Annotated in this window: 12 protein-coding genes; 4 read left to right on the forward strand and 8 right to left on the reverse strand. The window is 71.4% G+C overall.

The genetic code is table 11. The features are described from left to right. Positions 1–61 precede the first annotated feature (61 nt). Entirely contained in the window at positions 62–4,426 is a 4,365-nt protein-coding gene (locus tag LBW94_RS10270) for an SbcC/MukB-like Walker B domain-containing protein (protein WP_225053438.1), read from the reverse strand. Between LBW94_RS10270 and LBW94_RS10275 the strand changes: the two genes are divergently transcribed. Then, positions 4,412–4,558, forward strand: a complete 147-nt coding sequence (locus LBW94_RS10275; RefSeq protein ID WP_225053439.1) for a hypothetical protein — start codon at positions 4,412–4,414, stop codon at positions 4,556–4,558. The genes LBW94_RS10270 and LBW94_RS10275 overlap by 15 nt on opposite strands. A 67-nt stretch (positions 4,559–4,625) precedes the next feature. On the opposite strand, the gene LBW94_RS10280 is transcribed toward LBW94_RS10275, so the two are convergent. The 4 genes from LBW94_RS10280 to LBW94_RS10295 form a co-directional block, all read right to left on the reverse strand. Then, positions 4,626–6,128, reverse strand: a complete 1,503-nt coding sequence (locus tag LBW94_RS10280) for a TIGR02678 family protein (RefSeq protein WP_225053842.1) — start codon at positions 6,126–6,128, stop codon at positions 4,626–4,628. Further along, positions 6,128–7,792, reverse strand: a complete 1,665-nt coding sequence (locus LBW94_RS10285; RefSeq protein ID WP_323137838.1) for a TIGR02677 family protein — start codon at positions 7,790–7,792, stop codon at positions 6,128–6,130. Before LBW94_RS10285 ends, LBW94_RS10280 begins: the two co-directional genes overlap by 1 nt. A 177-nt stretch (positions 7,793–7,969) precedes the next feature. Beyond that, complete coding sequence (locus tag LBW94_RS10290; protein WP_225053440.1) at positions 7,970–8,755, reverse strand: DUF2127 domain-containing protein; 786 nt, start codon at positions 8,753–8,755, stop codon at positions 7,970–7,972. 25 nt (positions 8,756–8,780) lie between these two features. Next, positions 8,781–10,013, reverse strand: a complete 1,233-nt coding sequence (locus tag LBW94_RS10295) for a helix-turn-helix domain-containing protein (protein ID WP_266270500.1) — start codon at positions 10,011–10,013, stop codon at positions 8,781–8,783. 200 nt (positions 10,014–10,213) lie between these two features. On the opposite strand from LBW94_RS10295, the gene LBW94_RS10300 reads away from it, so the two are divergent. Further along, positions 10,214–10,519 carry a hypothetical protein gene (locus LBW94_RS10300; protein ID WP_225053442.1) on the forward strand — a complete coding sequence of 102 codons (306 nt, stop codon included), beginning with the start codon at positions 10,214–10,216 and terminating at the stop codon, positions 10,517–10,519. Here LBW94_RS10300 and LBW94_RS10305 read toward each other — a convergent pair. Then, a complete protein-coding gene (locus LBW94_RS10305) occupies positions 10,421–13,201 on the reverse strand; it encodes an AMP-binding protein (protein WP_225053443.1) in 2,781 nt (926 codons plus the stop codon). The genes LBW94_RS10300 and LBW94_RS10305 overlap by 99 nt on opposite strands. Positions 13,202–13,397: 196 nt before the next feature. Next, positions 13,398–14,282, reverse strand: coding sequence for a PAC2 family protein (locus LBW94_RS10310; protein WP_225053444.1), 885 nt, complete (start codon positions 14,280–14,282; stop codon positions 13,398–13,400). A gap of 197 nt (positions 14,283–14,479) precedes the next feature. On the opposite strand from LBW94_RS10310, the gene metH reads away from it, so the two are divergent. Together metH and LBW94_RS10320 are read left to right on the forward strand one after the other, a co-directional pair. Next, positions 14,480–18,076 (forward strand): methionine synthase, encoded by a 3,597-nt coding sequence (gene metH / locus LBW94_RS10315; protein ID WP_225053445.1) that lies wholly within the window; start codon positions 14,480–14,482, stop codon positions 18,074–18,076. Between the two features lie 336 nt (positions 18,077–18,412). Continuing rightward, complete coding sequence (locus LBW94_RS10320) at positions 18,413–20,089, forward strand: serine/threonine-protein kinase (RefSeq protein WP_225053447.1); 1,677 nt, start codon at positions 18,413–18,415, stop codon at positions 20,087–20,089. A gap of 41 nt (positions 20,090–20,130) precedes the next feature. Here the strand turns inward: LBW94_RS10320 and LBW94_RS10325 are convergent, their stop codons facing one another. Beyond that, complete coding sequence (locus tag LBW94_RS10325; RefSeq protein WP_225053448.1) at positions 20,131–21,246, reverse strand: NAD-dependent epimerase/dehydratase family protein; 1,116 nt, start codon at positions 21,244–21,246, stop codon at positions 20,131–20,133. Between the last annotated feature and the right edge of the window lie 9 nt (positions 21,247–21,255).

Consider the following 21,255-nt stretch of genomic DNA (forward strand, 5'->3'; position numbering starts at 1 on the left):
CACCGGGAAAGACGCGACGGGGCGGGGCCGGACATCCGGCCCCGCCCCGTTCGCCGTTTCGTCAGGGCGCGAGTTCCAGCGCCTCGTCGAAGGTGATGCCGCCCTCCACGGTGTGCGCGACCCGCCTGCGGCCGGGCGAGCCGAGCGCCGTGGTCAGATCGGAGCCGTCGTGTTCGGCGAGCAGATCCCTCGAGTCCCAGACCAGCAGGGTCGCGCTGACGGTGTTCTCCGCCGCCGAGTGGGCCAGGTCGTAGTGAGCGCAGGCGGGGACGTGGTCGTAGGTGATCCACAGGTCGTAGCCGGTCATGAACAGGTCGAGATCGAAATCGACCGACAGGCCCAGCAATTCGCTGCGGCCGTTGTCGTCGACCCCCGCGAACGCCTCGTCCAGCGCCAGCAGCCGCGGCGCCTGCGGGTCCGCGGAGTCCAGCATCACGTGCGCGGCCGCGAACAGCGGCAGGTGCAGCGACACCGACTGCTCGCCGCCGGACAGCGCGCTGTGCCGCGCCACGGTCAGCCGATCCTCGGCGCCGTCCGCGGTGACCAGGGTGAACGCGAACACCCGCCAGGTGCGGTAATCCAGTGTGGTGGCCAGGATTTCGGGATAGGACCGTTCCGGGTGCGCGGCGCGGGCAGTCCGGATCTCCGCCGCGAAATGGGCGCGGACGGTGGCCAGATCGCCGGGGGAGAGTTCGGAGGCGTCCCGGTCGAGCATCTTGCACACCGCCCGCGCGGACTCCGACAGCGTGTCGGCCAGCACCCAGTGCACGCCGATGGTGTTGCCCGAGGACATCCGGCGCTGCTTCATCTCCGCACCCATCCGGGTGATGAGTTCCCTGGCGTCGCCGGTGCGCTCGTGGATCTGCTGGGCCAGGCCGGACAGCAGCGCGTCCTCCAGGATGCGACGCTCGGCATCGGTGAGCAGCAACTCCTGATCGGCGCGGGCGGCGGCGATGCGGTCGGCGAAATCGGCGAGGGCCGCCACCCCCTGCTCGTCGTGCACCTGCACCACGGTCAGCCCGTCGGCGGCATCCCAGTGCAGGCGGTAGTCCTGCCCGGCGGTGGCGAGCGCGGCGTCGAACTCCTGGAGTGCGGCGGTCACCGTGCTGCGGGTGGACTTGCGCACCGCCTCCCCGGCCCGCACCGAAGCCGTTGCGGCACACAGCCCGTCGAACAGCTGCTGCACCTCCTCGGGCAGTACCCGCGGTTCCGCGTCCGGGCCACCGGTCTCGATCCGGTACAGCAACTGCTCCGGGGTGGACCAGGCGCCGTCGGCCGCCGGCCACCGCGCGGGCGCGGCGCCCAGCAGCGACAGCAGATCCGGGCGCGCGTACGGCGCCAGCGCCCGCACATCGGCGAGCAGTTCGGTGAGCGCGGCCCGCAGCGCGTCGTGCGCGGCCCGATAGGCCCCCTCGGCGGTGCCGACCCCCTCGATCGCCTCGGCGGCCGCCTTGCGGGCCGACTTCTGTTCCGCGCGTGCGGCATCGATGCGCTCCCGGGCCAGTGTCAGCTCCCGGTCGATATCGGCGGCGCCGGCGCCCAGCGCCTCCCGCAGCGTCTCCAGCTTGCGCGACTGCTCCTGATATCCGCTGCGCGCGGCCTCGGCCTCCTCGGCGAAAGCCTCGGCCAGATCCCGCGATTCGGCCAGCCGGTCCTCGGCCTCCCGGCGCCGCTCACCCTCGCGCTGCTGATCCCCGCGCAGCCGCAGCAGCGCGGTGCCGGTGTGCTCGAAATGCCGGATCGCCGCGGCCAGCGCATCCAGTTCGGCCGGATCGCGCGGCGCCCGATGCGCCACGGCCACTGCGCGCACCTTCTTGTCGGCGGCGGTGCGCTCGGCCACGGCCTGATCGAGATCCCGCTCGGCCTGGGCCGCCGTCTCGGTCCGCGATCGCAGCACCCCCGCCGCCTCCGCCACCGCCCGCTGCGCCGCGAGCACCGCCGTACTGCGCGGTAATGCCTTGGCGGCGGCCGAGATCCGGGTCAGCTCGGCGGTCTCCCGCCGCTCCGCGTCCCGGGCCGCCCGCTCCTCCTCGGCCGCGTTCCCGATCGCCGCCTCCAGCTCGGCGAGCCGCAAGGCCCGCCGCCGGGCCCGCGCGGTCGCCCCGATGAACTCGGCATGCGCCTTGGCATGCCTGCCCACCTGCACGCCCTGCTGATAACTCCCGTCGAGCGCGACCGCCACCCGGTCCACGCCGCGGCCCGCGTCCGGGTCGTCGAGAAGTCCGGCCACCGACGTGGCTTCCGCCGGCGTGGACGTCGATGCCGTGGCGATCGGACCCGATGCGGCCGAGGGGATCTCGTCGTGCAGCGCGATCGATGACAACACGGCGGCAACGAATTCCCGAGGTACCGCGGGTATCGGCGAATCTGTCTCGTACGCAACGGGGTCGGTGGTCGCGACGTCGTGGGCCGCGGACATCCCGTCCTCGGCCACCAGGACGTCGGCGAGGGTGCGGCCGACGGGGCGCAGGTGTGCGGGGAGGGGCAGCAGGAACTGGTCGGAGTCGTGGGCGGGCAGCGGGGTGTCGGCGCACAACCAGGCGTCGAGCAGGTTGGCGGCCTGGAGGGCCGCCTCGATTCCGGCGGCCTGGTCGGCGGTGACGTGGTCGGCGAAGCGGACCAGTTGCCACAGCGGCGCGCCGGGGCGGCCGGTGCGAGTGCCGCGAGTGGCGAAAGGCGATGGGGCATCGTCTTTTTCGGCGGCCACCTGCTGTTGTTCGGTGCGGAGTCCGGTCAGCCGGGCGGCCGCCTGCGCGGCGGCGGTGCGGAACTGCTCGCGGCGGCCGCGAATGGCGTCGGTGAGCGATTCGGTGCGCTCGGCGAGGATCTCGGCGGGTGCGGGGCCGTCGTGGCCCTCGAACTGCGCGGCCTCCAGGGCCGGGAGCAGGTCGGTCTGCGTGGCGTCCGATGCCGGGAGCAGGTCGCTGTGGCCGAACACCTCTCGGTGGGTCTTCCACCAGTCACGCAGTGCCGCGGCGGTGTTCGTGCGGGCCAGGGTGACCCCCGCCTCGGCCTCCGCCAGGGCGGCGGTCGCGGTGTCGCGCTGGTCGGTGGCGCGCTGCGCGGCGCGCTCGGCGCGGGCCCGGTCGGCCTCGGCGGTGTCGACCAGCGTCAGGGCCTGCCGGACCGCCCGCACATCGGCGTCGCGTTCCTCGGCGTGACTGCGCACGGTGACCGTGAGTTGTTCCGCGCGTGCGGTTTCCGGCAGCGTGGACCAGTCGAGGCCCGCCTCCTCGGCGGCGGTCCGCAACTCGTCCTCGCCGCGGGTCAGCGCCGCCACCGCCGCCTCCTCGGCGGCGCGGGCATGGTCGGCCTCACCGGCGCGCTGGTCCACCACCTGCCCGGCCTTGGTGGCCTTGTCCCGGTGCACCGCGGCCGAGGTCTCCAGCCGCCGGACCGCGTCGGCGAGGTCGTCGAGCTGCTGTTTGCCCTCGTAGGCGCCGGAACGCTGCAATGTCTCGCGATCGGCGAGGGCCTGTTCGTAGCCGCGATCGGCCTCCTCGGCGCGGGTCTCCGCGGTGGTGCGTTCGGTGTCGCGGCGCTCCCGCAGGACGGTGGCCGCGAACAGTGCGGTGCTCGCGTGGGTCACCGCCTCCTGCCGCGCCTGCACCTGGTCGACGTCCGACTTCGCCTGCACAGCAAGGTATTTACGGTAGACGCCGACGAAGGCGCGGGTGGCGGTGTCGGCCTGCACCAGCCCCTCCAGGGTACGGCCCACCTCCTCCATATCGCTGAACGAGCGTGCGGCGTCGAGGATCAGCTGATCGTCGAGCGGTCGCAGGCCGTCGGTGAGCGCCTGTGACAGTCCGCGCGGGTCGAGGTTCTTGGCCAGCTGCGGCCGCCGCAACGTCAGGATGAGATTGATCAGCTGGTCGTAGCGTTGCAGGCCGAGCCCGAACATCCGGGCATCGATGGCGGCGCGGTATTCCAGCGGCCGGTCCAGGATGGCATCGGTGCCGATCTGCTCGGCGAGCTGTTTACGCGTCAGCGGCCGATCGTCGGCGCCGATCAGCGAGAAGTCCACGCCCACCCGGCCGTCGGCGACGAAGTACCAGCGCGTCACCTTGTCCGAGGACTTGGTGGCCCGCATCCCGATGCCGACGGTGACCACCTCGGGGTCGTCCCAGTCGCCGCGCGCGAACTCCATCCACACGTACGAATACGCCGAATCCTGTTTGCGGTACAGCAGATTCGACTTCATCGTGCGTTCCTCACCGGCGAACGGGTTCAGCCGGCGCGGCTCGATCCGCCCGTCGAACACGAACGGGAACAGCACCTCCAGCCCCTTGGTCTTGCCGGACCCGTTCGGCCCGCGCAGCACCAGCCGCCCGTCGGCGAAGCAGAACTCCTGGTCGCGATAGTCCCAGAGGTTGACGATCCCCGCCCGGGTCGGGACGAACCGCACACCGCCATGGATGAGGCTCACCTGTTCGCCGTCCCTTCCGTACTCGGTCTGTGGTTCCGGCCGATCGGCGGCCGCGCGCCGCCCGATGCGGTGACGCCGCCGGTCGACGTGGTGACGCCGCCGGTCGGCCGGGTAGCTCCGGCGGTCGGCTGAGCAGCGCAGCCGGCCGGTAGTGTGACGCTGCCGGTGCGGAGTCGGTGGCAGTGTCGACGGTCGGCGGTCACGAGGCGCCGCCCGCGGCCGTGTTCTCGCCGAGTTTCGTTGCGGAGGCGAATAATTCGGTCTCGGCACGGGTGCGCACCGTCACGATCGCGCCGCGGTAGCGGGCCAGCGCGGGCAGGATCAGGAGCCCGCCCTCGTCGGCAGGGCCGCCGTCCGTCTGTTCGCCGGTCGTAGGCCCGATGGTCGTTGACCCACCGGTCCCGGGTCCGGTGGTCGTGGGCCTGCCGGTCGTGAGTCCGGTGGCCGGGGGCTCGACGACCTGGACCAGTCGCAGCCGCCGCAGCAATGCGACCGCCTCGGTGGTCAGCGCGGGCACGTCGGCCTGCCACTGCGCGGCGAAGGTGGAACCGTAGCGGTCGGTCAACGCCTGCACGGTCTCCCGGATCCAGGCCCAGCCGAGGAACGGATGCTCCGCGACCGGTGGACGCTCCGCCTCCGAATCCTCCTCCTCCGCAGCGGAATCGACGGCCAGCGGCTCGAACACGGTGGCCAGTGGGATCGCCGCATCCAGCCGTTCGGCGAGCCCGGACCCGATCGCGGGCCGGGGCCGCCGCTCGACCGGATCGTCGATGTCGAGTACCCGATCGGCGATCTCACCGATCAGCAGCAACGCCACCTGCGCGAGCGTGCCGGTGCTCGGGAAGCGCAGATCGGACAGCCGCCCGGAGGTGTCGATCAACGCGACCCCCTCCGCGCGGCGCTCGGCCCGCAGCCCGGTGAGCAGTTCGACCTCGGCGACCAGTTTCTCCGACCCCAGCAACACCTGCTCGTCGGCGGCGAGCTCCTCGCCGTACACCACCGGCAGCTCCACCAGGGCCCGCCGCACCCGTCGCGCGGCGGCCGCTCGCACCTGCGAAACCGGCGCTCCCGCATCGGTTCCGCCCTCGGCCAGCAGCCCCGTCACGCTCTGGAGATGCTGGAGGGCCCGTGGCGGCCGGAAGATCGCCAGCACCACCGACCGGTCGATGTCGTAGAGCGCCTCCCCGGCCTCCGGATCCGCCGCCCAGCCCCCGGCGTCGCCGTCGGCGAGGGTGACCGCGCCCCGGGCCGACAACCACGCCACCGCGTCCACGAAGGCATCCCGATCGGCGGCGCGGTCGGTGGCCAGCTCCAGCCCGTCCACCCGCGTCGCGTAGGCGGCTACCTGATCGGCCAACTCCGACAACGTGATCTGATCCCCCGCGCGTCCCAGTGCGGCCAGGGCCAGCGCCAGATAGGCGTACCGCCGCCGGTCGAACACCCGCTCCGCCGGAGTCCGCGCGGGCCGCCCGGGATCCAGCCGGTCCGTCACCGGGAACAGCCGCGCGGTGGTCTCGGTGACCTCCAGCCGATATCCGAACAGCTCGGCCAGATCCTCCCGCAATTCGGTCGCCCAGCGCCGGATCAACGGCAGCGCAATCCGATCCGGATAGGTGCGGGTCACCAGATGATTGGCCAGCACCACCCGCGCCGCCCGCTGATACGAGTCCAGCGCCAGCGGCGCGATGCCGCGGGCATGTATCACGAATCCACCCCCGGCGCCTGCCGCCCCGGTGTTGCTGCCCGCCGTCGATCCGGCGTCGGCACCGCCCGCGATTCGGCCGCGCCCGGCGTCGCTGTTCCGGTTCGGTGTGCGGCCGGTGTCCGCTGCGGAGTCGGCTGTGCCGCGGCCGTGCCGCGCCGGTCCCCGTGCGCGGCGGAATCCCGTGCCGCGCGGGTGTTCTCGCGGACCTCGAGGCGGCGGTTGTTCAGGTACAGCCGGCCCCGGGCGGTGTGGACCACGGTGGAGCCGGGATGTTCGGAGACGGTGAGGGTGACCCCGCTCTCGGAGCCGGTGGTGCCGACCCGGCCGCTGACCGGGACCCACGCCGTGGACGCCGCGTCGAGCAGGCGCAGCAGCACCTCGGTCTCGCGCTCGTCGAGCGCACGGTCGTGGACGTCGGCGGCGGCCAGCGACCGGGCGGCGGCGGCGCGTTCACGCTGCGCCTCCAGCTGGGCCTGCCGCAGTCGCCGCACCCCGGCGTCGTTGCGCTGGATCCGCGAGGGCGCGCCGGGCGAGGGCGGACGCCCGGTCTCGGCGAGGGTGCGGGCGATCTCCAACGGCGGTGCGTCCCACCAGGATCGGATCGGCGGGATGACATCGGCATCCGGATGTTCCATCGCCAGGTGCCGGGGCCGGCCCAGGCCGAACACCGCGTCGAACAGGGCGTGTGCGCTGTCCACGGTGGGTGCGGCGGTGAACCAGCCCGCCAGGTGCCGCAGCGCCGACTCGCGGCTCACGCCGCCCTTGCGGGTCTCGGTGACGCGCCGCAGCAGCGACAGCACCGCCGCGATCGCGCTCATCGTCGCCTCCCGTAGCCGCTCCGCCTCGGTGCCGGTGTGCGTGTCGCCGGACCCCGCCTCGGCGGCCGCGGCGACGAACCAGGCCCGCAGGCCCTGCCATCGGGCCCGCCAATCCTGTTCGCGCTCGGCCACACTCAGCAGTACCCGCTCGTCGGTGGCGCCCGCGCGGGCGATCAGCTCCGCCACCCCGGTCGCCTCGACCTCGGCGATCGCCGCGGCCAGCCGCGGCGCGTAGCGGGCCAGGTCCATGCTGAACTCGCGCATGTGCGCCAGCAGCGCATCCTTGTGCGCGAGAAAGGATTCCGGGGTCGCCTCGGTGGTCCGGACCAGATCGCCGAGGATGAGGTAGAAGTGCGCGGCCCGGTCGGCCAGCTCCGACAGCGCGGTGTCGAGCCGGTTCAGGATCCGGTACACCCGCTCGGCGTCGCCGGTGCGATTGGCCTCGGCCAGGGCCACCAGATCGGCCAGCAGTTCCGGCAGCACCAGCCGCGACAGCGCCGCCTCGTCCGCCCGCGCGCCGAGTACCTCGGCGACCGCCCGATACGCCTGATATCCGGTCTGAGAGAACTGATAGACGTAGTGCCGGTTGCGATATTCGGCCAGCGTGGCCGCGCGCGTGCCGTCGTAGCTGCGCTCCAGCACCCCCCACTGGTGCAACTGCTCCAGCAGCGGGCCGACCTCGGTCGCGGTGAGCCGCGGCGCCTCCGGGAGCCGCGCCAGCGTCTCGGCGACATCGCTGGCGTGCAGTAGCACCACGTAGGCGGCGCGGGCATGGTCGAACGCCCGCAGCACCCACAGATACTCCCCGCGCTTCTCCGCGACCGTGAAGGAGAACAGCCGCAGCCGATCCCCGCCATCGATCGCGGCGGCGACGCCACGACCCGCGACGGCAGCAGCGTCGAACAGGCCGGGCGCCTCGGGCAGCAATCCTCCAGCGGACTCGGTCACCGGCACGAGACTAGTCGCGTCACCACGAGCGCCGACGCCGTACCCGGGATCGGCGTGCCGGACGGCGGTCGCTCAGGCCGGATCCGGCTGCGCCACCCGGCCGGGGTCGGTCAGCGCCGCGCGCTCGACGGTGAGCAGACTCTCCTCGCTGTGCTCGGCGTGATAGGCCCGGCCGCCGCCGTTGATCCCGAACAGCCGCTTGGACCACAGCAGCCACACCACCGCGACCACGTTGATCAGCAGCGCGCCCGCGCGCACCACGGTGATCTTCTCGGTCAGCTCGTAGATCTCGAACGGCAGGAACACCGCCGTGGCCACGACCGCGAAATACTCACCCCAGCGCTGCACCAGCCACAGCCCGACCGCTTCCACGAGTTCGATCGCCGCGTAGCCGAGCAACCCCGCCGCGATCAGCGTGAGGGTCGTCGGCGACAGTTGCCAGCCCTTCTCGATGAAGTGCACGATCTTCGAATTGTCCGGGTTCCAGCCGATCTGGTCGGCCAGCGGGCGGATCAGCGGCATCTCGCGATCGAAGGCCGACCGCAGCTGCGACTGCGAGTGACGGACCTTGTAGACGCCGAAGGCGAGCGCGATGAACACCAGTCCGCGCAGCACCCGTTCCACGGCCAGCAGCCGCATGATGAACCGGTCCCGCAGCAGCCGCCCGCGCGGCACCTCCGGGGCGGCGTCGGCCGGGCCGTGCTGCCGGGGCTCGCCGACGACGAAGTCACCGCAGCGCAGGCAGCGCCACGCCTCGCCGGCGGGTGTCGAGACGTGCAGGCGCGCGGCCAGTTCCGTCTCGTCGGGCGCGTACGTGGCGTGCCCCCGCCACGAGCAGGTACGCAGACTGAAATCCATTCGTCGCACAATAATGGTCCGGCGCTCAGGACGGGGCCAGCGACCGCAGCCGATCCAGATAGGCGCGGGTCCGCGGATCGCCCGGATACCGCCCGATCATCTCCCGGGCCGTCTCCCCGGCGATCCACAGCAGCGAGGGCAGGGAACGCCGCCGTCCGGTGAAGGCCCGCAATGCCTCGTGCAGCGCGCGTTCCAGATCGCGTTCGCGCACGGCGACCACCGCGAGCGTCAGCTGCGCCTCGGCCACCCGCATCGGACTGTTGATCGCGCCGTCCGGACCGGTCGAGTCCTGGATCACCTGGCGCGCATACGTTTCGGCGAGCCGATCGTCGCCCGCCACCCGGAAGCAGTCCATCGCGTAGAAGTCGAGCTTCTGTGGATCGACGACGAAGTGATTGTCCAGATTGGCCGGATGGTCCAATCGCTCCAGAATTGCCCGGCTTTCGGCCAGCGTCGCCGCCATCCGGCCGCGATCGCCCAGCCGCGCCCAGGCTTTCGCCTGCTGCGCGGACAGTTGCACCGCGACCCCGAGGCGCTGGGTGCTTGCCGCGACCCCGTCGACGGCCTCGATCGCGCCGCGGTAGTTGCCCTGGGTGAGGGCGAACCACGCGGCCATCTCCGCACTCCAGCCGACGATTTCGACATGCTCGGCCTCATGTCCCAGCGACAGCGCGGCCCGCCGGGCGGCCTCGGCGGCGGCCCGGCGGCCCAGGTCGTGGTCCAGGCAGCCGACCAGCAGCGCCACCCAGCCGGCCAGCACCAGCACCTCGCGATGCTGGGCCAGCGTGAGCCGCCCGTCCAGCAGCGAGGTGATGCGGCGCAGCCAGGCGGTGCCCTCGGCGTGCAGCGCCGCCGCGTCGCCGAACGGGTATTCGCAGCACAGTCGTTCGGCGGTGATCCGCAGCGCGTCCAGGGTGGCGCCGCAGACATCCGACATGCGCAGGCGGCCGACGAATTCCAGGGTGTCCATACCGGTGGAGGACAGCAGTTCGTCGTCCCGGTTGAGCCGGGCCTTCGGGAAGAACGCGGCGGTCACGGTGTCGAACGCGGCGGCGATGATCGGGGCGTAGAACTCGTCCGGCCGCGATTCGCCGGACTCCCAGCGGCGCCAATTCCGCAGCAGCGTACTGTCTGCCGGTAGGTTGTGCGAGGACTTGGCGCGCATGGCGCGGACGGCTTCGGCTTGTGACCATCCGCGGGCTTCGCGTTCGGATCGCATCCGCACAGCCCAGACGGGTCGTTCGTCACCAGCGGCCACGTCTTCTAGTATCCCATCAGCTAACGCGAGATGGTCCGGGATAGGGCAATCGGATGTCACCGGAATGACATCTGCAATTGCATTCCCGGACAGAGGATCCTCGAGATGGACGGTTTGCCGGGTGAGCGCTGCGGAACTCCCGGCGGATCACCGTGCTGTGCCGTGACAGATGCTGTCTCCCCAATCGCATGGAGGTTCGGGTGGAAGCGTTGATCTATGGATACTTGCGTGACGACCTGGCCGACGGCCGGGTCACCGAGCTCGAGGACGCCATGTGCGATCTGGCCCGCGCGGCCGGATTGTGCTTCGCCGTCACGTTCCACGAGTCCGAGCCCGGCGACGGCACCGCGTTCGCGGAGCTGACCGCCGAGCTCAAGCGCGCCGAGGCCCACCACGTGGTGGTGCCGTCACTGGAACACCTTGCCGGTCAGACGATCCCCCGCGACCTGCTCATCGCGAAACTGGCCCAGGAGGCCGCCGCCCAGGTCTGGACCGTGCAGTGCTGAGTCCGCCGGACCGTGCGGCGCCGGGTCCGGGCGGCGTTCCGGCGCCGCCCGGCGCGCAACCGGACGCCACCACCGCAACAGCGCGATCAGTTGCGCGGCCGCGATACCGATCGCGAGCGAGACCGGCAGCGCCACCGCCGGATGCTGCCTCAGGTGTGGATACACCTGCCAGTGCAGCAGATACGTGAACAGCGAGGCGTCGGCGAGCACCGCGGCGGCGGCCGCCACCAGCGCGGGCACCCGCACCGCGGGCAGCCAGATCAGCAGCAGCACACCGAGGAAGATCAGGCGTTCCCGGTCGAACTCGCCCGGGAACCAGCCTCGGATCGCCACCAGCACGATCGCGCCGAGCAGCACGCGCTGCCAGGCGGCGCGGGCCTTCGCCGCCGCCCAGCCCAGCAGGAACAGCCAGCCGGCCAGCGGTGAGAACGGCGCGTCCCGCACCGAATACAGCCCGAAGCTGTGGAACCGGACCACCAGCGCCGCGGCCAGCAGCGCCAGCGGGAACCAGAACGGCGCCCGCCGCGCCGCCGCGTCCACGACCGGGACGCGCACCAGCAGCCCCGCCGCGACCAGGCACCACACCAGCACCTCGACGAACCACAGATGGCCCGCGGTGGGACTGTCGGGCGGACCGAGAATCTTGCTGAGCAGCACCAGGTTCTGCCAGCCGTAGTCGTCCCAGAACAGCATGGTCAGCGCCACCCACAGCACGGTGGGCACCGCTATCGACGCGGCCGTGCGCAGTGCGCGGCGGCACCGCTGCGCCGCCGGCGCCTCGGTCAGCGCGAACCGCGCGAAGTTGAATCCCGCCGCCGCCAGCAGCACATGCGCACCACCCCACACCTCGTACAACCCCACATGTGACCCGACGATCAGCACGATCCCGATCGCGCGCAGCGCCGTCGTGGTCTCGACCCGGCCTCCGAAACCGGCCCGCCGCCGGGTGCGGGGGAGCGACTCCAGTTCGGCGACGGTCCGATTCGGCCAGTCGACGGGCAACCGGCCCAGCATCCGGTCCAGCCGCACCGACAGCCCCACGTACGACAGCGAATCACCGCCGAGTTCGGTGAAGGTCCGATGCTCCTCGATCCGCGCCCGGTCCACCCCGAGCGCGGCTGCGAACAACCCGCGCACATCCCCGGTTCCGGTGGTATGGCCGATGCCGCCGCGATTCGCGGTCCGGCCGCCGATCGCCCGGCCGATCGGGAGGATGCGCGGCAGCCGGACTCCCGCGGATCGGCCGGGCCCGTCGCCGGCGGGCTCCGGCTCGCCGGATCCGGTCGGTCCGGGCGGGGTGCGCGGTGGCCGGGCCAGGTCGCGGACGGCCGGGTAGTCGGGTTTTCCGCTGGGCAGCCGGGGTAGTTCGGTGACCGTGCGGACGAGGACCGCGGTGGCGGGCAGTCCGGACAGGGTGCGGATCAGCGGGATCGGCTCGGACAGCGGTGTCCGGGCCGGTTCGGGGGCGGCGATCACCACCGCCAGGGCGTCGCCGAGATCGGCGCAGCAGGCTCGGTATCCGGCGGCGGCGAGGCCGGATTCGATGCGTTGCAGGTCGATTCGCAGCCCGAAGATCTTCGCGAATCGGGCGCGGCGGCCGACCACCCGGTACAGGCCGGTCTCGGTGCGCACGGCCAGGTCGCCGGTGCGCAATGCGGTGACGGTGCGGCCCAGCGCCAGGTCTGCGGCCGAATGCGCGTAGCCGAGCATGACATTCGGGCCGCGATAGACCAGTTCTCCTGTGCCCTCGGATGTTTCGTCGCTTTCGTCTGATTCCAGGTGGAATCGGCCGCCCGGGATCGGGATTCCGATGCAGTCCGGATGCTCGGCGGCCAGTTCCGCGGGCAGATAGGCCATGCGGGCGGTGGCCTCGGTCTGGCCGTACATGACCACGAACGTCCAGCCGCGGGCGGCCCCCAGTGCGGCGTAGTGGCGCACCCGCTCCGGATCCAGGCGGCCGCCGGCCTGGGTGAGGTAGCGCAAGCGCGGCAGCGACATTCGCTCGAAGCCGAGGCGGTCCAGCAGATCGATCGTGTACGGCACGGCCGCGAAGGAGGTGGCCTCGTGCCGGGTGAACTGTGCCCAGAACTCGGTGTCGAGCACGGATCGGTCGGTCAGCAGCAGGCTCGCCCCACGCAGCAGGTGGCTGTGCAGCACCGACAGGCCGTAGCAATAGAACATCGGCAGCGTGGTCGCCGCCCGGTCGGTGGGGCCGATGCCGAGGTACCGGGCGATCGCGGCCGCATTGGCGAACAGGTTGCGGTACGACAGCCGGACCAGCTTCGGCGATCCGGTGGAGCCCGAAGTGCTCAGCAGCAGAGCCAGATCCGGATGCAGCACGTGCGCCGACTGCTCGCGCCGCACGTCCGGCACGGGGATACCGCCGTCCGGCGACGCCTCGATCACGATGTCCGGATCGTAGGCGGCGATCGGGCCGTCGGCGCCCGGCCCGGTCAGCAGCACCACACACCCCGCGGCGAGCGCCCCGAGATAGGCCACCAGCGAACCGAGATCGTTGCCGGGCGTGAGCGCGATCAGCCGCCGCTCGCCGCCGAGCCGCGCGGCGAACTCGCCGACCAGCCCGGCCAGTTGCAGATACCCGACTTTTCGGTCCCCGCTGTGGACCACCGCCGTCCGATCGCCGTAACGACGAAGATGCGCGACGATCGCGGGCGAGGTCACCCGCGGGAGTGTAGCGGCGCCACACCTCGCCGCCCGGCTGCGCCGCGCCCGGCCCGGCGAGCGGCCGGCGAACGGTGTGCGGGCTTTGTGCCCGGGTGCGCACCGGCGGTGTCCGAGGTGCGAACCCGCCCGGCAGGCATGCGAACCCGGCCCGGCCGGAATGCGATCCGCCGGGCGGGTGCGCGGATCTATCGGTTCAGAGGGCGTATCCGCCCGGTCCGCCGCGGCGGCGCAGGTATTTCTCGAATTCGGCGGCGATCGCGTCACCGTCGATCTTCGCCATCGCCTCGTTCAGGTCGACCTGGTCGCCGCGCTCCTCCAGGGAGCGCACGTATTCGGTGACCTCCTCGTCGCCCGCGGTCATCTCGTCGACCGCCTTCTCCCACTCCTCGGCCTGGCTGGGCAGTTCGCCGAGCGGGACCTCGATGTCGAGCACGTCCTCGACCTTGTGCAGTAAAGCGATGGTGGCCTTGGGATTCGGCGGCTGCGAGACGTAGTGCGGCACCGCGGCCCAGAACGAGATCGACGGCACGCCCGCGCGTACGCACGCGTCCTGCAGGACCCCGGTGATCCCGGTCGGCCCCTCGTATCTGGTCTGCTCGATGCTGAACTGCTCGGCCGCCTCCTTGTTGTAGGCGGTGCCGGTGACCGGGACCGGCCGGGTGTGCGGGGTGTCGGCGAGCAGTGCGCCGAGGATGACGACCGTGGTGACGCCCAGTTGGTCCACCAGCTCCAGGATGTCGTTGCAGAAGCTGCGCCACCGCATGTTGGGCTCGATGCCGTGCAGCAGCACCACGTCGCGGTTGCTGCCCGGAGGCGAGCAGACCGACAAGGTCGTCGACGGCCACTGGATCTCACGGGTGACGCCGTCGACCTGACGGACCGTCGGCCGGTTCACCTGGTAGTCGTAGTAGTCCTCGGAGTCCAGCTCGGCGAGCGGCTCGGCGTCCCAGATCAGCTCCAGATGCTCGACGGCGCCGCTGGCGGCGTCGGCGGCATCGTTCCAGCCCTCGAAGGCAGCGACCAGGACGGGATCACGCAGCGTCGGCAGATCCGGGTCGGGTGATGCACTGGCGTTCACCCGGTCAGCCTACGGTGTAGCCCCGCACCCTTTCACTGCATATCGCCGATGCACGCCGTGTGCTGCTCCGATTGCGTCGTTCCACTCGGCGTGTCCGGGACCCCGGGAACGACCGGCAGTTGTGGCGCACCTCACCGTCGGCGGCGGGACCCCGTGCGCGGCGACGGATTGTCGGCGGGTCCCTTTACTCTTTATGTATGTCTGTGTCCTCTCATGCCGCGCCCGGTACGCCGCAGTCGTTCGACACCACGCTGCTCGACACGCTCACCCGGCGTGTGCTGATCGGTGACGGTGCGATGGGCACCATGTTGCAGGCGGCAGACCTCAGCCTCGACGATTTCCTCGGTCTGGAGGGTTGCAACGAGATCCTCAACGAGACCCGTCCGGATGTGTTGCGCGGTATCCACCGCGCCTATTTCGAGGCCGGCGCCGATGCGGTCGAGACCAACACCTTCGGCTGCAATCTGCCCAATCTCGCCGATTACGACATCGCCGATCGCATCCGCGATCTGTCCGAGCGGGGCACCCGGCTGGCCCGCGAGGTGGCCGACGAGATGGGCCCCACCGCCTACGGCCACCCGCGCTACGTGCTGGGGTCGATGGGCCCCGGCACCAAGCTGCCCACCCTCGGCCACGCTCCCTTCGCGGCGCTGCGCGACGCGTACGCCGAGTCCGCGCTCGGCATGCTCGAGGGCGGCGCCGACGCCATCCTCATCGAGACCTGCCAGGACCTGTTGCAGCTGAAGGCCGCGGTGATCGGCAGCCGCCGGGCCATGCAGCGGGCCGGTCGCCGCATCCCGATCATCACCCACGTCACCGTCGAGACCACCGGCACCATGCTGATCGGCAGCGAGATCGGCGCCGCGCTCACCGCCGTCGAACCGCTGGGCATCGACATGATCGGGCTCAACTGCGCCACCGGTCCGGAGGAGATGAGCGAACATCTGCGGCATCTGTCCAAGCACGCGCAGCTGCCGGTGTCGGTCATGCCGAACGCGGGCCTGCCGGTGCTCGGCCCGCACGGCGCCGAGTACCCGCTGAGCCCGGAGGGCCTGGCCACGGCGCTGCGCGGTTTCGTCAGCGAATTCGGGCTGGCGATGGTCGGCGGCTGTTGTGGTACCACCCCCGAGCACATCCGGCAGGTCGCCGCGGCGGTGGCCGAGGTGCGCTCCGGCGAGCGCACGCCGCGGCGCGAGCCCAGCGTGTCCTCCATCTACACCGCGGTCCCGTTCGAGCAGGACGCGTCGATCATGATGATCGGCGAGCGCACGAATGCCAACGGCTCCAAGGCCTTCCGCGAGGCGATGCTCGCCGGCGACTGGCAGCGCTGCCTCGACATCGCCAAGGACCAGACCCGCGACGGCGCCCACATGCTCGACCTGTGCGTCGACTACGTCGGCCGCGACGGCACCGCCGACATGGCGGAGCTGGCCTCGCGGCTGGCCACCGCGTCCACCCTGCCGATCATGCTCGACTCCACCGAGGCCCCGGTGCTGCGGGCCGGGCTGGAGCATCTGGGCGGACGGTGCGCGATCAACTCGGTCAACTACGAGGACGGCGACGGCCCGGAGTCCCGCTTCCAGCAGACCATGGAGCTGGTCGCCGAGCACGGCGCCGCGGTGGTCGCGCTCACCATCGACGAGGAGGGGCAGGCCCGCACCGCCACGAAGAAGGTGGAGATCGCCGAGCGGCTGATCGCCGACATCACCGGGAACTGGGGCCTGGCCGAATCCGACATCATCATCGACTGCCTCACCTTCACCCTGGGCACCGGCCAGGAGGAGTCCCGCCGCGACGGCATCGAAACCATCGAGGGCATCCGCGAACTCAAGCGCCGGCATCCGGAGGTGCAGACCACCCTCGGCCTGTCGAACATCTCCTTCGGCCTGAACCCGGCGGCCCGGCAGGTGCTGAACTCGGTGTTCATGCACGAGTGCGTGCAGGCCGGGCTGGATTCGGCCATCGTGCACGCCTCGAAGATCGTGCCGATCAGCCGCATCCCCGAGGAGCAGCGGGAGACGGCGCTGGATTTGGTGTACGACCGCCGCCGCGAGGGGTACGACCCGTTGCAGCAGCTGATGGCCCTGTTCGAGGGCGTGTCCGCGGCGTCGGCCAAGGCGTCGCGCGCCGACGAGCTGGCGGCGCTGCCGCTGTTCGAGCGGCTGGAGCGGCGCATCGTCGACGGCGAGCGCAACGGTCTCGACGCCGACCTCGAGGTGGCGATGCAGACGGTGCCGCCGTTGCAGATCATCAACGAGACCCTGCTGTCGGGGATGAAGACCGTCGGTGAGCTGTTCGGCTCCGGCCAGATGCAGCTGCCGTTCGTATTGCAGTCCGCCGAGGTGATGAAGACGGCGGTCGCCTACCTGGAACCGCACATGGAGGCCACCGACGATTCCGGCAAGGGCCGCATCGTGCTGGCGACCGTCAAGGGCGACGTGCACGACATCGGCAAGAACCTGGTCGACATCATCCTGTCCAACAACGGCTACGAGGTCGTGAATCTCGGTATCAAGCAACCGATCTCGGCCATCCTGGACGCCGCCAACGACAAGAAGGCCGATGTCATCGGCATGTCCGGCCTGCTGGTCAAATCGACGGTGGTGATGAAGGAGAACCTCGAGGAGATGAACACCCGCGGGGTCGCCGACCAGTTCCCGGTGCTGCTCGGCGGCGCCGCGCTGACCCGCGCCTACGTCGAGAACGATCTCACCGCGGTGTACGCGGGCGAGGTCAGCTACGCCCGCGACGCGTTCGAGGGGCTGCGCCTGATGGACGAGATCATGACCCGCAAGCGCGGCGGCGGCCTCGACCCGGACAGCCCGGAGGCGCTCGCGGCGCAGGCCAAGGCCGCCGAGCGGAAGGCCCGGCACGAGCGTTCCCAGCGCATCGCCGCGGAGCGCCGGGCCACCGAGGTGCCGGTGGAGGTTCCGGCCCGCTCCGATGTGGCCGCCGACCTGCCGGTGCCGGTGCCGCCGTTCTGGGGCACCCGCGTGGTGAAGGGGCTGGCCGTGCCGGAGTACTCCGGTCTGCTGGACGAGCGCGCGCTGTTCCTCGGGCAGTGGGGTCTGCGCGGGCAGCGCGGCGGCGAGGGCCCGAGCTACGAGGAACTGGTCGAGACGGAGGGCCGGCCGCGGTTGCGGTACTGGCTGGACCGGCTGTCCACCGAGGGCGTGTTGCAGCATGCCGCGCTGGTCTACGGCTATTTCCCCGCCGTCTCCGAGGGTGACGACGTGATCGTGCTGTCCGAGCCGAATCCCGAGGCGCCGCAACGATTCCGGTTCACCTTCCCGCGCCAGCAGCGGGACCGGTTCCTGTGCATCGCGGATTTCCTGCGCTCCCGGGAGCACGCGGTCGAGACCGGTCAGGTGGATGTCTGGCCGTTCCAGCTGGTCACCATGGGGCAGCCGATCGCCGATTTCGCCAACCAGTTGTTCGCGGACAACAATTATCGCGACTATCTGGAAGTACACGGTATCGGTGTCCAGCTCACCGAGGCGCTGGCGGAATATTGGCATCGCCGCATCCGCGAAGAACTGGTGCTGGAGGGTCACGCGATCGCCGAGGACGATCCCGCCGACGTCCAGGAGTACTTCAAGCTCGGATATCGCGGCGCCCGTTTCTCGTTCGGCTACGGCGCCTGTCCCGATCTGGACGACCGCGCCAAACTGGTCGAACTGCTGGGTGCCGAGCGTATCGGCGTGACCCTCTCCGAGGAACTGCAACTGCATCCGGAACAGTCCACCGACGCATTCGTCCTGCTGCACCCGGAAGCGAAGTATTTCAGCGCCTGATTTCCGTGGCCGTCCGGTTCGGTGGCCCGCCCGGCGTCGCGGCGGGTCACCGGCGGGGGTCTGCGCGCCACGCCGGTACCGGCGTCCCGAATCCGCATGCGGCGCAATGGCGACGGCCCGACTGCGAATTCGCTGTGTGAACAGCGACTCCGCGCTGCCCGGAAAATGTGGTAGGAGCCACGAATTCCCCACGGCGACAATCATTGTCGGATACCCGCGCGGCGGGTCGGTAATGTGATCATCGGACGTACCGCGTAAGATTTTCCACGTGTTTCCGGGCTTTCACGCAGCAGTGGTAGGTGGCTCGGCGTGTGAGGCCAGGAGGGGTACAACAGCATGACGGCAGACCGGCTGATCTCGGGACGGTATCGCCTGGGCGACCCCATCGGCACCGGCGCCATGGGTGTCGTCTGGCGGGCCGACGACGTCCGGTTGCGGCGCACCGTCGCGGTGAAGCAGTTGCTGCTCAATCCCGGCCTGACGCGACTACAGGCCATGGAGGCGAAACAGCGCGCGATGCGCGAGGGCCGGATCGCGGCCCGGCTGCATCATCCGAACGCCGTCACCGTCTTCGACGTCGCCGAGGAGGACGGCCAGCCCTGGCTGGTGATGGAATTCGTCGACGCGCCGAGCCTGGCCGCGATCATGCGCGACAGCGGCCCCCTGGACGCCCGGCGGGTGGCCCGGATCGGGGCCCAGGTCGCCGACGCGCTGGCCGCCGCGCACGACGCGGGCATCGTGCACCGCGATGTGAAGCCCGCGAACATCCTCGTCACCGACAACGGCACGGCCAAGATCACCGATTTCGGCATCTCCCGCGCGGTCGGCGACGTGACCGTCACCTCCACCGGATTCCTGGCCGGGACCCCGGCCTATCTGGCGCCGGAGATCGCCCGCGGCGAGGATTCCTCGCCGAGTTCGGACGTGTTCGCCCTCGGTTCCACCCTGTACGCCGCGGTCGAGGGCGCGCCGCCGTTCGGCGAGGGGGAGAATCCGCTGGCGACGCTGCACGCGGTGGCCCGCGCCGACGTGCCGACCCCCGCCCGCGCCGGTGCGCTGGGCCCGGTGCTGATGCGCCTGCTGGCCTCCGAACCCGACGAACGTCCCGCGATGCGCGAGGTCCAGCAGGCGCTGGCCGCGGTGGCCGAGGGCCGCGAGCCCGTCGTACCGGAATCGCCGACGAAGGTGCTGCCGCCGCCCGCCCCCGAACCCCCTACCACCGCGCCGACCACGGTGCTGCCGCCGCAGGAGGTGGCCGCGGTGGTCGCGGCCACACCCGTCGCGATGGGGCCGCCCGCCCCCCGCCCGAAGCGGGATCGGGCCGCCCGGCAGCGGTTGCTGGTCCTGGTCGCCGCCGGTGTCACGCTGGTGCTGGTGATCATCGCCGCGGTCGCGCTCGCCTCCGGTGGCAAGCATTCCGGCACGGCCGCCATCCCGGCCCCGCTGACCACCGTCTCGGCGGCCCCGGACGCGCCGGCGCCCACCGCCTCGCAACCGCCGTCGGCCGCTCCCGGCACGGCGGCCGGGGCCCCACCGGCCACCGTGCCGCCGACCACGGCCGCCGCCGCGCCCACGCCGTCACCGGCCGCCGCCGCGCCACCACCGGCCGCGGCCACGCCACCACCGGCCACGCCGTCACCCGCGGCACCCACGCCGTCGCCCGCCACCCCCACGCCGTCACCCGCCGCGACCACACCGGCCCCCGCGGCCCAGCCCGCGAACCTGACCTCGTTCATCTCCGGCTACTACGGCATGCTCCCCGGCAACACCAGCGGCGCCTGGTCGATGCTGTCCTCGGGCTACCAGGGCCAGACCGGCGGCTACCAGACGTATGCGAACTTCTGGTCGACCATCTCGTCGGTGCGGGTGGGATCGGTGACCCAGAGCGGCCCGGACCGAGTGGTCGCGACCCTGACCTACACCATGCGCAACGGTTCCACCTCCAGCGAGAGCCGCTGGTTCCGGGTCGACTCGTCCACCGGGCACATGCTGATCGCCGACTCCGGGCTCTGACCCAGCGGCCGCGGGTCCGGGATTCGACCCGCCCGTGAAATCTATCGGGAGGTTTGCACCGGATCCTCGGGATAGGGGTTGCCGAGCCGGGGCCGGATGGCGTTCCAGGGGTCGGCGAACGGTTGCCGGTTGCCGCGGTAGGGCGACAGTCGCCGGAGCCACAGTCGTACCAGGGGTGCCACGGGCCGGGCCAGGTAGCGCAGGGGCCCCGCTGTGGCCCGGATCTCGTCGAGCATGGCGGGCCAGGAGTGGTGCTGGAACGCGAGGATCTGCTGGGAGCGTTGGGTGTCGACCCAGTCGGTGGTGAACCAGTCGTCGTCCCTGTCCGGGTTGCCGGGTCTGGCCGGGGGGAAGGCATTGGTCAGCCCGATCGCGGTGGCCATGGCGACGGTGACGTCCTGGTGGCGTTGCCGGTGGGTGGAGTCGCCGCCGATGAGGAATGCCTCACCGGTGGCCGGTGTGGTGAGGGCGGCGTCGATGGCGGTGGCGATATCGCGGACGTCGACGGTCTGGATCCGGCCGTCTCCGGGGAGTGCGGCCTGGAAGTGGAGCATATCGGCGTTGACGGCGATGTCGAGGTCGACGCTCAGCACCGCCGCGAGGCGGAGGATGACCCATTCCAGCGAGGACGACCGGATCAGATGTTCGGCTTCGGCCTTGTGGGCGCCGTAGACGTCCACCGGCCGGATCGGGGTATCCGGTCGCAGGGGTCCGTCGGCGCGGTGGGGGTTGCGGGTGCCGTGGACCGCGATGCTGGAAGCCTGGACGAATCGCGGTGGGGCCGGTTGCGCCGCGGCGGCGCGCAGCAGTGCGGCGGTGGCATCGACGTTGACCGCTCGTGCCAGGCGTGGGTTGCGGTAACACTGGGGCGGGATGATCGCGGCCAGGTGCACGATGTGGGTGGGTGCGACCGTCCCGATCACGGCGTCCACCTGACCGGGGTCGGTCAGATCCGCCCAATGGATCCGGAGGTTCGGGTCGGCCAGCCGCTGTGCGGCTCGCCGGTTGGCGGGCAGATCGAGGTCGGTGGCCACGACCTCGTACCCCTGGCCGAGCAGCCGGCGCAGGGTCGCCGTGCCGACCAGACCGAATGCGCCGGTCACCAGTATCGGGCCGGTTCGCGCCGAGCGCGGGTCTGTGGAATCCGGGGTGGGCATGGCCTGTTC

It is taken from the genome of Nocardia sp. alder85J (assembly GCF_020176955.2).
Lineage (GTDB): Bacteria > Actinomycetota > Actinomycetes > Mycobacteriales > Mycobacteriaceae > Nocardia.

What these genes read in the sequence shown, in the direction of transcription:
- LBW94_RS10325 (WP_225053448.1), bottom strand. Translation starts at nt 21,246, where the DNA reads ATGCCCACCCCGGATTCCACAGACCCGCGCTCGGCGCGAACCGGCCCG.
- LBW94_RS10275 (WP_225053439.1), top strand. Translation starts at nt 4,412, where the DNA reads ATGGATGAGGCTCACCTGTTCGCCGTCCCTTCCGTACTCGGTCTGTGG.
- metH (WP_225053445.1), top strand. Translation starts at nt 14,480, where the DNA reads ATGTCTGTGTCCTCTCATGCCGCGCCCGGTACGCCGCAGTCGTTCGAC.
- LBW94_RS10320 (WP_225053447.1), top strand. Translation starts at nt 18,413, where the DNA reads ATGACGGCAGACCGGCTGATCTCGGGACGGTATCGCCTGGGCGACCCC.
- LBW94_RS10290 (WP_225053440.1), bottom strand. Translation starts at nt 8,755, where the DNA reads ATGGATTTCAGTCTGCGTACCTGCTCGTGGCGGGGGCACGCCACGTAC.